The organism is Marinomonas sp. A3A, assembly GCF_018336955.1.
GTDB classification, from domain to species: domain Bacteria; phylum Pseudomonadota; class Gammaproteobacteria; order Pseudomonadales; family Marinomonadaceae; genus Marinomonas; species Marinomonas lutimaris.
Genome location: NZ_CP025532.1, coordinates 2913409 through 2929641 on the forward strand (window position 1 = coordinate 2913409; position 16233 = coordinate 2929641).

Annotated in this window: 15 protein-coding genes; 1 reads left to right on the forward strand and 14 read right to left on the reverse strand. The window is 42.4% G+C overall.

Going from position 1 to position 16233, the window contains the following annotated elements; genetic code table 11:
* Positions 1 to 57: 57 nt before the first annotated feature.
* The 9 genes from CYL31_RS13610 to CYL31_RS13650 form a co-directional block, all read right to left on the reverse strand.
* A complete protein-coding gene (locus tag CYL31_RS13610) occupies positions 58 to 1299 on the reverse strand; it encodes an NAD(P)/FAD-dependent oxidoreductase (protein WP_212915745.1) in 1242 nt (413 codons plus the stop codon).
* Entirely contained in the window at positions 1292 to 2140 is an 849-nt protein-coding gene (locus CYL31_RS13615; protein ID WP_212915746.1) for an ABC transporter ATP-binding protein, read from the reverse strand. Before CYL31_RS13615 ends, CYL31_RS13610 begins: the two co-directional genes overlap by 8 nt.
* A gap of 39 nt (positions 2141 to 2179) precedes the next feature.
* Positions 2180 to 3151, reverse strand: coding sequence for an ABC transporter permease (locus tag CYL31_RS13620; protein ID WP_212915747.1), 972 nt, complete (start codon positions 3149 to 3151; stop codon positions 2180 to 2182).
* Between the two features lie 26 nt (positions 3152 to 3177).
* Entirely contained in the window at positions 3178 to 4587 is a 1410-nt protein-coding gene (locus CYL31_RS13625; RefSeq protein ID WP_212915748.1) for a CmpA/NrtA family ABC transporter substrate-binding protein, read from the reverse strand.
* Between the two features lie 358 nt (positions 4588 to 4945).
* The gene (locus CYL31_RS13630; protein ID WP_212915749.1) at positions 4946 to 6148 is read right to left on the reverse strand and encodes a CmpA/NrtA family ABC transporter substrate-binding protein; all 1203 of its coding nucleotides are present in this window, start codon (positions 6146 to 6148) and stop codon (positions 4946 to 4948) included.
* Positions 6145 to 6750, reverse strand: coding sequence for an ANTAR domain-containing response regulator (locus CYL31_RS13635; RefSeq protein WP_212915750.1), 606 nt, complete (start codon positions 6748 to 6750; stop codon positions 6145 to 6147). Before CYL31_RS13635 ends, CYL31_RS13630 begins: the two co-directional genes overlap by 4 nt.
* A 188-nt stretch (positions 6751 to 6938) precedes the next feature.
* A complete protein-coding gene (locus CYL31_RS13640) occupies positions 6939 to 7577 on the reverse strand; it encodes a helix-turn-helix domain-containing protein (RefSeq protein WP_212915751.1) in 639 nt (212 codons plus the stop codon).
* Positions 7578 to 7682: 105 nt separating this feature from the next.
* Positions 7683 to 9014 (reverse strand): HlyD family type I secretion periplasmic adaptor subunit, encoded by a 1332-nt coding sequence (locus tag CYL31_RS13645; RefSeq protein WP_212915752.1) that lies wholly within the window; start codon positions 9012 to 9014, stop codon positions 7683 to 7685.
* A gap of 2 nt (positions 9015 to 9016) precedes the next feature.
* On the reverse strand, positions 9017 to 11305 hold the full coding sequence (locus CYL31_RS13650) for a type I secretion system permease/ATPase (protein ID WP_212915753.1): 2289 nt from the start codon (positions 11303 to 11305) through the stop codon (positions 9017 to 9019).
* 145 nt (positions 11306 to 11450) lie between these two features.
* Between CYL31_RS13650 and CYL31_RS13655 the strand changes: the two genes are divergently transcribed.
* A complete protein-coding gene (locus CYL31_RS13655) occupies positions 11451 to 11822 on the forward strand; it encodes a hypothetical protein (RefSeq protein WP_212915754.1) in 372 nt (123 codons plus the stop codon).
* A gap of 59 nt (positions 11823 to 11881) precedes the next feature.
* Here the strand turns inward: CYL31_RS13655 and CYL31_RS13660 are convergent, their stop codons facing one another.
* From CYL31_RS13660 to CYL31_RS13680, 5 genes are all read right to left on the reverse strand, one after another.
* Positions 11882 to 13831, reverse strand: coding sequence for a bifunctional diguanylate cyclase/phosphodiesterase (locus CYL31_RS13660; protein WP_212915755.1), 1950 nt, complete (start codon positions 13829 to 13831; stop codon positions 11882 to 11884).
* Between the two features lie 10 nt (positions 13832 to 13841).
* The gene (locus tag CYL31_RS13665) at positions 13842 to 14471 is read right to left on the reverse strand and encodes a transglutaminase-like cysteine peptidase (RefSeq protein ID WP_249411586.1); all 630 of its coding nucleotides are present in this window, start codon (positions 14469 to 14471) and stop codon (positions 13842 to 13844) included.
* Positions 14472 to 14538: 67 nt separating this feature from the next.
* Positions 14539 to 14832 (reverse strand): DUF1244 domain-containing protein, encoded by a 294-nt coding sequence (locus CYL31_RS13670; RefSeq protein ID WP_212915757.1) that lies wholly within the window; start codon positions 14830 to 14832, stop codon positions 14539 to 14541.
* A 42-nt stretch (positions 14833 to 14874) separates the two neighbouring features.
* Complete coding sequence (locus CYL31_RS13675; RefSeq protein WP_212915758.1) at positions 14875 to 15474, reverse strand: tRNA-uridine aminocarboxypropyltransferase; 600 nt, start codon at positions 15472 to 15474, stop codon at positions 14875 to 14877.
* A 30-nt stretch (positions 15475 to 15504) separates the two neighbouring features.
* Entirely contained in the window at positions 15505 to 16230 is a 726-nt protein-coding gene (locus CYL31_RS13680) for a pyridoxine 5'-phosphate synthase (RefSeq protein WP_212915759.1), read from the reverse strand.
* Positions 16231 to 16233 lie beyond the last annotated feature (3 nt).

A 16233-nucleotide genomic window follows, 5' to 3' on the forward strand; every position in this document is an offset into this window, starting at 1 on the left:
AATAACTCTTATTGAAGTAACATGCCTAACGGCTAGCAACGTCTAAAACGACTTAATTCAGGCCACTTGAGGACAGCAATACGCTTCGCCAAATACCAGTAAATCAAGCAGGTCAGAGACATTGGTCTTATTTTGAATAAGCTGGAAATACCAGCTCCCATCGGCGACGTTGCCATAAAGAATTGCGCCAACCAGTAAGCCATCGTTGACCACCAGTTTGCGGTAATGATCTGCGCCCACATCTTTGAAAAAGATACAGCTATCTCCTTCTGTAGGTTGAATCTTACCGACTGAAAAAAGATTCACGCCTGACACTTTCAACTTGGTAGGTGTCGGCTCTATAAAAAACGCAGCCTCTTCCCCGACCAATACCTTCATCAAGACGTTAATTTGTGTCCAAATAGGCGCCACTAAGCCAAAGGTTTGTCGATCAAATTCACAACATTCTCCCAATGCAAATACATCTTGGTGAGATGTCTTCATTTGGTCATCGACTAAAATAGCTCGACCGGTCTCTAAACCAGCCGCCCTGGCTAAAGTAATTTCAGGGTAAATTCCAGCCGCCATCACGACTAAACTCACCGTTAGCTGTTCACCATTTTGACAAACCACATGGGACACTCGACCGTCATCCGCTTGCAAAAAGGACTCAGGTGACTCGCCAAGGCGGAATTCGATGCCCATTTGCGTAAGTCTATTAAGCAAAAGCTCAGCTGATTCTTCGTCTAGCTGACGATTTAGCAACCACTTTGAGCGATGAAACACCACCACTTTGTGACCACGTTTCACCAAGCCCACTGCGGCTTCTAGACCCAATAAGCCACCGCCAATCACACAAACTGATTGGCTACCTTTCAGCTGAGTCATGACATCTACATCTTTCCAAGTACGAAAACCCATTACATTAGAAGCCGATGCGCCTTTAATTGGTAATACGCTTGCCCGAGAGCCAGTCGCTAGCACCAACTGGTCGTATTTAATGCTTTTTCCACTGGCTAATAAGATCGTTTTATTTTTTGAGTCCACCTTAATAGCGGGATCATTGGACACAATATCAACACCATCTTCTTGCATCTTCTGTGTATCGACTAATGGCATATCTGCATCAGAAATGTCATTAGCCAGTAAGGAAGACAGCATAATTCGGTTATAGCCAACTCTGGATTCCTCACCAATCAAAACTATTTGATAGGCATCGCCATGCGCTTTTTCGAAATCGTGCGCAAGCTTGCTACCAGCCATCCCTGCACCAACAATGACGAGACGGCGTTTCTCCGACTGAGAGAGAAGACTAGGCATTGGCAACCTTGGCGTTAGTGGCCGTTTTTTTAGTTTTCACAACAGGCTGAATAGGTTCAACTTTGCGTTGTTTTTCATACAAGAAGGTCAACACTTGGGTCCGATAATCCACGTACCTTGGGTCATTCGCTAAGGCCAGACGCTCACGGGGGCGCTCAAGGTCAACATGAAGAATTTCACCCACAGTTGCTGCTGGGCCATTAGTCATCATCACAATACGATCCGACAACAACACAGCTTCATCCACATCATGAGTAATCATAATCACGGTATTGTTTAAGTCTTTTTGGATTTCCATTAGTGAGTCTTGCAAGTGCGCTCGAGTCAAAGCATCCAATGCTCCGAAAGGTTCATCCATCAGTAAAACACTAGGTTCCATCGCCAAGGCTCTAGCAATACCAACACGCTGTTTCATACCGCCAGAGATTTCATCTGGGCGCTTGTCCGCTGCATGGGTCATATGCACCAACTCTAGGTTGTGCATAATCCAATCATGCATTTCTTTCTTTGATTTGGTTTTACGAAAAACCTGCTTTACCGCCAATTCAACATTTTGGTAAGAGGTTAACCAAGGCAGTAAAGAATGATTTTGGAAAACCACCGCACGTTCAGGCCCAGGCCCTTTAACTTCACGACCGTCCAATAAAATTCCGCCTTCAGTCGCATCGTATAAACCGGCCACTATGTTGAGAACTGTCGATTTACCGCAGCCGGAATGGCCGATCAGAGAGACAAATTCGCCCTTCTCTATTTTTAAACTGACATTGTCCAGCGCTTTAAAGGGCCCTTTTGGCGTTGGGAACTCAATCGATATGTGACTGATATCTAAATGTGTTGCCATGTTTTTCTCCAATCCAATCTGTTTCTAATGAAAGTCTATTTAGCGCAATATCTGAGTTTTATCCCAAGAAACAAAACGCTGAATCGTCAACATGACTCTATCTAGCAAATAGCCGATGAAACCTATCATCAACACCGCCACCATGATTCGGCCTAATGAATTCGAACTGCCGTTCTGGAATTCGTCCCAAACAAACTTCCCTAATCCTGGATTTTGCGCCAACATTTCCGCTGCGATCAGCACCATCCAAGCAATACCAAGAGACAAGCGTAGACCAGTAAACATAAGAGGAATTGCCGACGGAATGACAATTTTCATCACATGTGTCATCCAACCAAGACGCAATACTTTTGACACGTTAAGTAGGTCTTTTTCCACCGCAGCCACGCCAACCGCGGTGTTAATTAGCGTTGGCCACATGCAACACAAGGTAACGGTGAACATGGAGGTTAAAAAGGATTTAGAAAACATCGGATCATCAGACACGTAACTGGCACTCACCACCATGGTCACCAAGGGCAACCATGCCAACGGTGACACGGGTTTGAATACCTGAATGACAGGATTTAAAGCACTGTAAACGGAGCGATTCAAGCCAATCAAAATCCCCAATGGAATAGCAATTAAACTCGCCAAGCCAAAGCCGGCCAACACGGTATAAAGACTGGTAAATATCTGATCAAAAAAAGTAGGCTTTCCTGTGTAATCTCTTAACGTACCAACATAACTTGGATCTTTAGCTTGTCGCTCGGCAATACGCTCTTCTTGACGCACATAAAATTTATCTTCTTTTACACGCTCTCTCTGATGCTCAGCAACAAGACTATTCCATTGCTCATAAACCACAACTGGCCCAGGAAACTCACCCAAAGAAGTGTGAACACGACTCGCTCCAACCTGCCACAGCAAGATAAACACTAGAATGCCAAAGACAGGCAGCAAAATTCCCTTAACAGAAAAGGCACTGATTTTGTCTTTTAATGCAGTCATGGTTACGCTTGATATCATCATCTTTTTCTCACTTAATCTTGTTTGGTTTAGATCTGGTCGTCGCCTTTTAAACCGATTTTGAAGCTTTTCAAATAATCATTTGGGTGTTTGCCGTCATAAGTCACACCATCGATAAAGTCACTTTGTGGTGGCTTAAAACCATCTTCTTTAGCGAAATCAGGGAATTCAGATGCCGTCATCACACCATCTTCTATCAAGGATTTTGCGGCTTGCGCATAAATATCAGGACGATAGACATCTTTGGCGGTCTTCATGAACCATTCGTCAGACTTAGGTTCGGCAATTTGCCCCCAACGACGCATTTGCGTTAGGTACCAAATCGCATCGCTGTAATAGGGATAAGTTGCGTGGTGACGAAAGAAAACATTGAAATCGGGTATTTCACGCTTATCACCTTTTTCATACTCAAACGTCCCAGTCATGCTATTAGCGATCACATCGTAATCAGCACCGACATATTGACTACGTGCGAGTATTTTTACCGCTTCCGGACGATTGGCGTTGTTGTTTTCATCTAACCATTTCGCTGCGCGGATCATGGCTTTTACAACACGAATATGAGTATTTGGGTATTTTTCCGCCCACTCACTGCTCACACCGAAAACTTTCTCTGGGTTATTTTTCCAGATTTCATAATCTGTGATGACTGGTACACCAATACCTTTAAAGACGGCTTGTTGGTTCCAAGGTTCGCCAACGCAATAACCAGAAATCGTGCCTGCTTCCATGGTGGCTGGCATTTGTGGTGGTGGCGTCACAGACAACAAAGCATCGGCGTTAATTTGACCACTGGTATCGCCTCGCGCTGGCGCGTAATAACCCGGATGGATGCCACCGGCAGCAAGCCAATAACGCAGCTCGTAGTTATGTGTTGAAACAGGAAACACCATGCCCATTTTGAATGGCTTGCCTTGTGCTTTATAGCCATCGATCACAGGTTTTAAAGCGCTGGCGCTAATAGGATGTACAGGCTTTCCATCTGGACCGTTAGGAATGTTTTTCTTCATGTCATCCCAAACATCATTTGAAACGGTAATCCCGTTACCATTCAAATCCATACTAAAAGCCGTCACTATGTGTGCTTTTGTACCGTATCCGATGGTTGCACCAAGTGGCTGACCCGCTAACATGTGAGCGCCGTCCAACTGACCGTCAATGACTCGATCTAGTAAAACTTTCCAGTTTGCTTGCGCTTCTAAAGTGACGTACAAACCTTCGTCTTCGAAATAGCCTTTCTCATAAGCAATAGCTAATGGCGCCATATCGGTCAATTTGATAAAGCCAAATTTAAGCTCTTCTTTTTCTGCATAGCCTAGTTCTGCATGCGCCGCCCCAGATAAGAGTGCAGAGCCCAACAATATAGAAAGACTAGCTTTTTGAGTGGCATTGACGAATATCGGAAAAGGAATTACCTCTTTCAAAAATCTTAGGTTCATAGTCTCGCTCCGCGTAAAGGATTAAAAAGTACAAAAACAAAAAAGGCGCATGCGAATCACAAAATTTGTGTTCGCAGGCGCCTTTGCCATTCATAGAAAGCCCTACATTGGACTTTCAATAATGTGGGTGACAATTAACGATCGTTGCTAATTTCACCAAAATTTTTTTAAAACTCTATGTCTCTATAAATAATTCTATGATTTTTATAAAGCACGCAGCGTGCCAATATAACTAACTCAATGATTTATAAGTTTTTTAGGGTAGCGTGCTTATCTAGATAACACTATTCAACACGTAATACGAACCTATTCGCCCAACAATCAAGCAGAGTGCACTAAAAGAAGACACGCAAACACATTATTTAGCCGATGTATCAAAACCGGCTAAAATCCCATCTGGATGCAAACGTATCTTTCCTGCCGCAACGGCATCCAACCAAGTTTCCTCCTGTTCGGCAGACAAATACCAATCCCTACTTTCACCTTCTTCAGGAAAACCTAAAGCTTTGTTATAAAGATCCTGACGGTAAACTTGCTCTGCCACTTTACTCAGTGACTGAATCTCCCCCAGCTGCTGCCAACGATGCATTTGCGCCATAATCCATAATGCGTAACTAGGTAAAGGTTTATTAATATCGCTACCAGAAAAACGCTGATACGCCTTCATTGGCCAATCAAATTGACCTTTTGGTTTAATGGCACTGAAACCATAAACTAGCTGCTCTAGTGTGCAATTCAGATAATCTGGATGACTTAATATACTCAGCAACTCAGTTTGGTTGCTGGGCTCATCTACCCACAAACAGGCTTTTTCTAAGGCGCGAATAATTGACAAATACACGGCTTGGTTCTGTTCGGCCCAAACAGAGTTCACGCCAAATACTTTTTCTGGTGTACTCCCCCAAATTTCATAACCAGTCACCAACATATGCCCAATACCTTGCTCAACAGCAAGACTGTTCCATGGCTCACCGACGCAATAACCATCGATATCACCCTGCTTTAAGCTATCGAGCATCTTCACGGGTGGAACCACGACTATTTGCATATCTTTATCGGAATCAATTCCGGCGCGGCTCAGCCAATCTCTTAGCTGATAGTTATGAGATGAATAAGGATAAACCATCGCAAAACGTAATGGTGCCGCGTCAGCTCCTCGGGCATCGAGCAATTTTTTCAACGCCACACCTGTGCGAATATCAACCGAAGACTCAGCATAATGCTGCAACTCTTCATACAGGGCATTACCAATCGTGATGCCGTTGCCGTTATGGCTTACGGTAAAACTCGTTTGCATGGCGGTCTTAATGGTACCAACCCCCAAACTGGCCGCAATCGGCATAGACGCCAACATATGAGCGCCATCAAGCAGATTAAAGGCCACTTTATCGCGGATACTTGCCCAAGATGCTTCTTTAGATAGCACCACATCCACGCCTTCTTGAATGAAAAAGCCTTTTTCTTGGGCAATTACAAAGGGGGCACAATCGATCAATGGAATAAAACCAATACGAACAGGTTCACTATTTTGAATAATATTATTTGGCTGCATCAGGTTCATTTTGAACCTCCCATCAGTTCCATCACAGAGATGATATTACGAGCTACGTCTGTCATTCGCTGACTACGATCCATCGCGAGTTTCCTCAGCGCTTTATAAGCAGCAGGCTCATCACATTGTTGATGTTTCATTATCAGCCCTTTTGCTTTATCTATCAGCTTACGGTCTTCAAGCTGACTTTTTACGGATTCTAATTCCGACCTTAGCGCCTGAAACTCTCGAAATCTTGCAATGGCAACTTGCAGCAACGCTTTAACGCTACCACTGTTAACACCATCAACCACATAGGCGCTGACACCCGCTCGAATAGCCGCTTCCACGTGTCTGGAATCATCTTCTTCGGCAAACATCACAATAGGACGAGGATTATCTTTGGTAAGTCGAGACATGTTTTCCAACATATCTCGATCTGGGGATTCGATATCAATAATGACCATATCTGGTTGAAATTCGTTAACTGCTTCCGTTAGATTCTTGGCATTTTCCAGTCGTCTAATTACGCGATAACCACTATCAATCATGGCTTGCTCTACAATGGCTGCTCGTGCGGGCTCATTGTCAACAAGCATCACGGTTAATTCTTTTTCTGGGCGAGCAGGCATGGTGCATTCTCTTAAAAACGTGAAGTCATTCTCAGATAAAATGCAAGATATGCGCCATTTCGATACACTATTTTTCTAGAGGATTAAACGCAAAAAAGGCTCAAAATAGAGCCTTTAGAGAGAAGTAACTAGATAAAACATTAAAAGCGAGCTTTATAAGTGCACACTAGCACTCATAAAGAACCAAACTAATGCACAGCATATCTAGTCTGTGCAAGCAGCGCTAAAGACAAACGGTCTTTAGTATTGGTTTTTTTGAAAATCGAGGTTAAATGGGCTTTTACAGTACGCTCTGTAATACCCATCTCAAGAGCGATTTGCTTATTTGATAAGCCTCTTGAAACACTGTGAGCAACATTCACCTCTCGTTCAGACAAGTCATCCAAATCATCATTATGAATCATCTTCGCAGGTAAGGTAGACTGCATAATAAGCTGCTGAATAAAGGATTTACCGCCCCAAATTTCACCAGAATCAACAACAGATAACACTAAAGAAAGCTGCTCTTTACCAATATAAGGGGCACATTGACCACTCACACCTACAGAAAAAAGTCTTAAAGCCGCTGCTTGATTCAATTGATTCGGAAATACGATAATTTTTTGCTTAGGAAAAGCAGAGCAAAGCGCAACGACGTCCTCTACCTGTTTAGAAAAAGATATCTCGTCTAAATAAATAAAACAGTAGGTGAAACTAGACATTGCGGTTTCCAACGCTTGGTACACCTCATCAAACGTCTCAACTCGAACCAATGAAGCACTTACATTGACAATTTGATTCCAATGTTTCCATACGGCATCATCTGTATTCCAACACAAAGTTTTCAAAATAAGTCTCGTCCTATCAAGTGCGATGTGACCATTCTAACCAGCTAACAAGAGCGTATTGTTAACATTTGTAACTATGCATTACGCTTGAAAACTTTTTTGTAATTACCGCTCACGAAGCGCATTTTGTTTTGCTTTCAAAATAGGCTTTAGCAAATAATCCAATAAGGTTTTCTTACCAGTAATAATATCTACTGTAGCCTGCATACCCGGAATAACTGGTAATGGAGCTTTCTCCGTCCCTAAATAGTTTTTATCAGTCCTAACCCTTACCAAATAAAAACTGTTCCCTTCTTCATCAAGGATAGTATCTGCGCTGATATTTTCTACAATGCCATGTAAACCGCCAAATATGGCGAAATCATAGGCAGATAGTTTCACCACAGCACTCAAATTTGGCTGAATAAAACCAATGTTTTCAGGTCGAACTTTTGCCTCGATCAATAACGAGTCTTCAAACGGTACAATTTCAAGCAAGTTCATGCCTGGCTTTATAACGCCGCCAACCGTATTAATCTGAATCTGTTTTACAATGCCTTTTACTGGAGAACGAACTTGTGTTCTTGATACTTTATCTTCAAGAGAGACATTACTTTCACGCAGCTGATCCAGTTTGCTTCTTACTCCGGTCAGATCTTCTTGAGCATCTGCCCGGAACTTCGCATCACCTTCGTCTAATTTGCTTTGCGCTTCTTTTAACGCTGAGCGCGCACGGGGAATAGCTAACTGAGTCGCCTCCAAATCCCCTTGTAGCTGATTCACTTGACGCTCAAGTTGTAAAAGCTCAACTCTAGACACAGCGCCTTGTTCAAACGCTGGACGAGTTAATGACAACTCCTCTTTCGAAAAAGCATAACTCTGTTTTAGGTTATCTAGCTTTGCCTGTAATTCAACTATCTCTTGCTTCTTTTGCTCTATTTGCTGTTGGAAACTAACTTGATTAGTCCGCAAGGACTCTAATCGATTGTTATACAAATCCAGCTCACGCTTTACAACTAACGGATACTCTTTCATGATTTCTGCATCAAACTGCGGCTTTACACCGTAAGATTCTGCCTGCAGACGCGTTGCGCGCACTTTTAAATTAACAGATTCTGCCTGCTGTTCACGTAATGACGATAGCGCTTCGGTATTTTCGATTGTCATTAACACCTGACCACTATCAACCACTTGGCCTACTTTGGCGTTAATTTCTTTTAAAATACCACCTTCAAGGTTTTGTATCTGCTGAACTTGGCTAGAGGGAATGACCTTCCCTTCTCCAACGGTAACTTCATCTAAAGCGGTATAATTCGCCCAGACTAATGCCGCTGCCACGAAAATAAAAATTACCCAAAGGATAATTCTACCGCCACGGGGCGTTCTCAACATCAAAGCCGCATTTCGATCCGTCAGATACTCTAAGTCATGTTGTGAAATCGGATTTTTATTACTCATTTTTAACTGACCTTCAACTTGCCTTGGCGAAGCGCTTCATGCACTTGCGCTTTTGGACCATCAGCAATCAAGCGACCATTATCCATAACGATAATACGATCAACCATATCTAGCATAGAGGCCTTATGTGTAATCAAAATAAGGGTTTTATCTTTCACCCCTTCTATTAAACGGCGTTTCATTCGAGACTCTGTCGTATTATCCATCGACGCTGTCGGCTCATCCAAAATCAAAATTGGTGGATCAAATAATAAGGCCCTCGCAATCGCAATACTTTGACGCTGCCCACCAGATAACAGGGCGCCACGCTCACCAACAATACTATCAAGCCCGCTCGGCTTACGATTGGCAAATTCCGACACACCAGACAAATCTGCCGCGCGAATGATGGCATCGTCTTCCATATAAGGAACGCCCATTACGATGTTATCCTTGATAGAGCCATAGAATAAATTCACATCTTGCGAAACCGCACCAATATTTCGACGCAGATCCGTTGGGTTAACTTGACGTAAATCCACACCATCAATCCTTATTGCACCGCTATCAGGCGTATAAAGCCCTGTCATCAATTTTCCAAGGGTCGATTTACCTGAGCCTATCCGGCCAATAATGGCCACTTTTTCCCCTTGCTTAATATTAATATTAATAGCACTGACTGCAGCCTGCTCTTGATCAGGATAAGCGAAGTTAACCGCTTCAAATTGAAATTCACCTTTAAACACTGGACGATGAACAAATTTGACGTCATCAGGATTTTCAACCGGTGACGACATGATTTCGTTTAACGAAGTAAAAGCAGATTTTGCTTGGTTATAACGGGTCGCTAGGCCAGCTACTTGCGCCATAGGACCAAGCGCCCTTCCAGTCAACATAACAGAGGCAACCAAAGCGCCCATACTCATATTACCTTCCGATATTTGGTACACCCCAACAATAACAATAATAACGGTGGTTAGCTGCTGAGCGACCATCGCAAAAGAGGAAGAAGATTGTGACAACTGACGCGTTTTTACCCCCCAGTCGGCGATGTTACCAACAGCATTTTCCCACTGTTTCTGCATCACGCCTTCGGCATTATTGAGCTTAACGCTTTCTGCGTTATACAAGCTCTCAATCAATACGGCATTTTTTTGTGATGCGGTTTTCTGACCTTCTTCGATAGAGCGGCGCAGTGGAATTTGAATAATGATGCTATAAAGGACGATCAGAGCAATGGTTACAATCGGGATATAACCAACTGGGCCGCCAATTAACCAAATCACACCAATGATCAAAAACATAAAAGGAATATCAACCAAGGTGGTGATAGACGCAGAGGTGATAAAGTCTCGAATGCTTTCAAATTCTTGTAGGTTTTTGGCAAAAGCCCCAACAGATTTGGGTCTCGATGCCATGGTGATGTTATTTACTCTGGAGAAGATAGCCGCTGATATCAAAATATCAGATTTCTTACCTGCTATGTCGATAAAATAAGCCCGTAAGGTTCGCAATAGAAAATCGAATAAATACACAACAGCAGCACCGATAGCCAACACCCAAAGCGTATCAAACGCATTATTCGGCACAACGCGGTCATAAACGTTCATAACAAAAAGAGGACTAGCAACGGCAAAAATATTAATCAACAAGGACGCAATAAACACGTCTCGATAGATTCGCCAAGAACCTGCAATGGTTCCCCAAAACCAATGACCCTTTTTATTTTCTTTTTCATCACTTTTTTCAGAGCGTTTATCAAATTGATACAGAGGGCGAACAAAGAAGCAATAGCCAGTAAAAGACTCGGCAAGCTGATCGATAGGAAGAGTAATCTCGCCTTCTCCAGCTTCTGGACGAAGGATTTTCGCGACACCTTGAGTTTGGTCTAATTCTAGTAAAATGCAGGCCTGCTGATCTCTTAATAACAATACAGCGGGCAAAACCATATCAGGAATTTTTGCGAGAGATCGTTTAACAAAACGTGTACTAATACCAATACGCTTGGCTGCACGCTGAAAAAGCTCTGGCGTCATAGCATTGTCGGTGATAGGTAAACCTGCAGCAATTCCATCGGACGTATAAGGGTTATGGAAGTATTTGCTTAGCAATACTAAACAATCTAACAGAGGATTAGGGTATTCTAAAGCAGCGCCTTGTGTATTCCACTGATCCACATTCTCTTTAGAACTCTCTTCTTTTGTTGTTTCCATCTGCCCTTCTTCTGATTCATTACTAACTTCATTTTCTTCATACGAATCATTTTCTAAAGGTGACGAAGAGTTCTGTTCTGAGCGACCAGAGTCAGACATACTCTATATTCTCCTAAAACTACCGAAAATCTGTTGTTTATAAACCAATAACACACTAATTATGGTCTAGAATAGTGGTTATTCAGTAATATGTGAAGCGAACAAATCGCCTTGCTACAAAATGAGACAATACAAGGAAATCAATATGCTATACGCAAAAGTCAATGAGAATGGTGTAATTATTGATGTTGCCACATCCCAATCGGATGAGTACAAATTATTAGTCGCGCCAAATGAACCGGCGGTTGCTAGCATATTAGAAAAAAAATTCACCGCAGCTAGTACAAGCACCCAAGAAATACTCGCAAGTTCAGACGGCGAAATGATGCGTATATTGGAAGATTTGATCGATCTTCTTACTGAAAAACGCCTGATACAATTTACCGAACTGCCTCTAGCTGCACAGAAGAAATTACTTGGCAGAAAATGGGTACGTGGCGTACACAGTAGCCACGACGAAGGTTTAATGACTGAAAATGACCTTGTCGAAGGAGACGACGAAGACTCGTTGATTTAAAAAGACGCGTTGATTTACTCCCCCATATTTTGCATAAGCAAGATAAGTAGAAATGACACCTACATATCTTGCGCACGCCCAATTAGGAACCCTTGCCCACCAGAAACATCAAATCGTTTTAATGCGATTAATTGCTTTTCACTTTCCACACCCGTAGCAATCACTTCTATATTCAAGCTATTAAACATCTTACAAAGCGTATGCATAAAGAAAGATTCCGACTCTTTACCTGCGGCCATGCGGGTATAAGAAGAATCTACCTTGACATAATCTGGCATCAAGGTTTGTAGGTATTGGAAAGCTGAAAATTGCTTACCAACATTATCTATTCCAAATAAAACACGCTGATTTTTCAACATCTGGGCCAGCTCATTGGCCTGTGCTTCTTCAATCAAAACACTCTGCTCTGAAATTTCAAACATCAGCTTACTTTTCACATCCGCACTAAGATGACTTAAAGTCTTATTCAGCCACTCAATAAAAGCAGGCTTGGCGTATGAAGAAGCAGACAAATTTACAGTTAACGGAATCGTTAACTGTCTCAACTTAATGTGTTCTATTACTCGACCAATAATGACTTGGTCTATTTGACTACCTAAATCAAACTGCTCAGCCAGACCAATAAAGTAACCAGCATGGTACTCTTTACCTGCATGCTCCAAGCCCATAAACACTTCTTCGTGAAGAACAACAGGCGACTCATCCAGAGTCGTAATTTTTTGTTTCTTGAGTTTAAAAGATTTATGTAGGATCGCCGATTCTAATATGTCTTTCCAAGCCGTTCTGCTAATAGCCATGTTTTGACCCATGTTAAGGTCAAACACCTTACTTGTATTACTGCCTTCTCGCTTCGCTTCACGTAGAGCCGCATCCGCTTGAGACATGGCGCTGGAACGCTCTACCGACCCATCAATGGTCACCGCACCAATATTAGCCACAGCGACAGAGTAACTAATACTTGCTGTATTCAACTCCATCAATTCAGTCAAAATTTCATCAACTACTTTAGTGAGCTGACTGTGATCGAAATTAGGAATAAGTAAAACAAAGTCCGCGCCAGACAAACGCGCTAAAGTAGCAAAAGAAGAAAGCGTTGACACTTTTTGAGTCAAAATATCCGCTGCAGACTGAATAAACATATCGGCTGACTCATAACCACGTTCATTATTTAACTTACCCAAATCCGCCAAACTAACCAAAATCAGACCATCTACGCCACGCTCTCTTTCAGCAAAATGTGACTTCATCTGACTTTCAAAAAAATGTCGGTTACCCAACCCACTGACTGGGTCTTTGAAGGCTTTGGCTTGTAGCCATTTCGCTGTTTCAACTTCAGATGCGAACTCTTTCTCCAATTTCGCGGCCATTCGATTCATCGACAAAACAACAGACTTTAGCTCTCGTGTTTTAGGTACCGCTATCGTTTTAATAAATCGACGTTGCTGAATCGCTTCTGCTTGTTTTTCAAGCTCAGCCAAGGGTCGGAATAAATAGCGTAATGCAAAACTACCGACAATAAGAGTGATCGCACCAATCACAAAAAACGACACTAGCAAATCTCGTGAAGCCAGCCAAAGTTGGTTATAACCGTAGCCCGCACTACCCGTTATGTAGGCTTGTCCAAGCTCATTCCAGCCATTAGAAATAATGGCTCTAGCCACTGGCACTTTGAAATCGATCAAGTTAATGAACCAATTAGGGACGCCGTCTATTTTAGTTTCATTAGAGCGGGTGATATTTTTATCCGTATCATAAACATGAATTCTTACTTCCGAAAAATAGCCACTATCGAATACCGCATTGATACTACTTTCAACCGATGCGTAATCTTCTGACGCCATAAAATCTGACACTGACATACTCAAGGATGTCGCTGAGTCTTGGGTGGTCGATTCCAATTGTCCGATCAAATAGCCTTTCGTAGTATTGAAGTTAATAACCATCACTACAGCCAGCATCAGTGAGAATATGGCAATAATCGTCATCATTAATTGGCGGAACAGTGTCATCCAAGCTCTCCTAATTTGTCATCGTATTGAAACGATTATTTAAATCTGTCCACAAGCTCAATCTTGATGAGCCACCTACCAATACACCACGCCCTTTTTCTTTTGAAAGCCACAAGTTTTCTGCATTGAACGAATAAATAGGCAAAAGATCATTGCGCTTTGACGCGGGTTTTAATTCTTTATCAAGATTATCAAGCAAGACAGGAACGGAAGTTGGCTTATGATAATAGGCCAATACCATATGATGTTGATTAAGCTTCAACGCCTTTACATACACAAGTCGTAGTTTTTCATCTGGGACACCAAGCTCTCTAAGCGTGAAATATTTGGCAATAGTAAAGTCTTCACAATCTCCAGCTTGCATCCCTAAAAATTCAATGGGCGTTGCCCAATAGTCTTCTTTCCCCCACAAGGACATGTCGTCGACAAATTCCATCTGGTTAAAGAAATTATTTACTTGAGTAAGTTGATCAACAATAGCTAAAGATCGGGAATCATCGATCAACTTTCGCCAAGCTAGAATACGCTTTTCAGCCCCGACGCCATATACTGAACCCGCTTGTTTTGCTAACTTTCGATATTTATCTGACACATCAGCGTACAGCCACCAATGTGGAACAAAGCACATAATAAGAAGCACACAAACAAGACGCTTGGTGCTTCTTAAGCATGAAAAAAACGAGTTGAATCGTTTTTTCAAGGCAATATTACTTGTCAGACTTAGGCTTTGCATTAAAAGCGGCCAACTGCTCTGCAGTGGCTTCTGGTTGATACTTGGCCTTCCAAGTGTCGTAAGGTTCGCCATAAACGAACTCACGCGCTTCATCGTAGTCTACTTTAACGCCGTGCTGGTCTGCCTCGGCCATATACCATTTGCTCAAACAGTTACGACAAAAACCAGCTAGGTTCATCAGATCAATATTTTGCACAGACTTATTGTCATCGAGATGTTTCAAAAGGCGACGCAATACAGCGGCTTCAATTTCAGTTTGTTTGCTCATAATAATTTCAAATCTCTCTGTCTTCTTCTAACTCGTTAACGATTAATCAAGGTGTCGATGACTCAAGGGCTGCTTGCGCCACTGCCATTCTTGCGCCACTACCATAAACTCTCTTAATGGCTGCATGTCCTCACCAGTTACTTGCTCTATTGCGTAGGCACATGCTTCTAAGGTTGATAACGACTGCACACTGGGTGACTTACGAATACTGTATTGCCCTACTGGCGGCCGCGAAAAACACACAGCGTTAAAAGCATGCAGTAAGGGTTCAGTTAAATACAGTTTCTTCGCCTTTCTCCAAGTTGCATCAAGTAAAATCAAACCTTCAATTTCAGCTATTGAGCCTTTATCTATCGACTCTATAAACACAGCATCGTCCGATGGAAAAACCAAACACCATTTAGCAGGATCTTTTTGCCTCAAAGTATTAATTAATGCTTCTTGATTGACTGTCGAAACACATTCCATCGACGGCAATCCTAAAGACAACAATGACACTGTATTTTTAGCATGTTGTGCCTCTTTAGGATCTTGCAAAATCAAAATCTTTAATCGCGTAGAAAGCACAGGTATCCACTTACAAACGCACTGATCAGTTAAAAAGTGACAATCATCACAGCGTGCTCTTTTTGCGCTTTGCATACTCAAGTCTCAGGTTTAGGTTCCTATCTCTCAAGCCAATTTTTCAAGGTAAGCTTTTACTACGTTATTCCAGCCTAGATCCAAAGCTTCAATGGTTAATGCATGACCAATCGATACCTCCATGATTCGACCTTGCTCACACAAAGTCCGAACATTATTTAAATCTAAGTCATGCCCAGCGTTTACTTCCAATCCTGCATCCAAGGCAGCTTGAGCCGCTTGCTGGTAGGTTTCAAGAACCTCATCAAAACCGTCTTTACCAAATGCATTGGCATAGGCTTCTGTATATAGCTCTACACGGTCAGCACCAACTTCTTTGGCTAACATCATGTTTTCAGGTTCAGGATCCATAAATAAAACAACGCGGATACCTTTTGCTTTGAGTTTAGCAATAACTGGACGCAATGCGTCTTGATCACGAGCGATATTCCAACCGTGGTCGGATGTAAGCTGATTTGGGTCATCAGGTACTAGCGTACATTGATCCGGCTCTACTTCTAAAACAACGTCCAAAAACTGTGCATCAGGAAAACCTTCAACATTTAATTCAGCACCTGGGAAACGTTTTAATAGCGTCTTCAAATCGTGCGCATCTTGATAAGTCGCATGACGCTGATCAGGCCTTGGGTGAATGGTAATACCAAACGCGCCAAGCTCCAGCGTACGTTCCGCCATATCAATCAAATTTGGATAATCTCTTCCACGAGAATTACGAAGTAAGCCAATTTTATTCAGATTAACGCTTAAGTGTGTCATTCA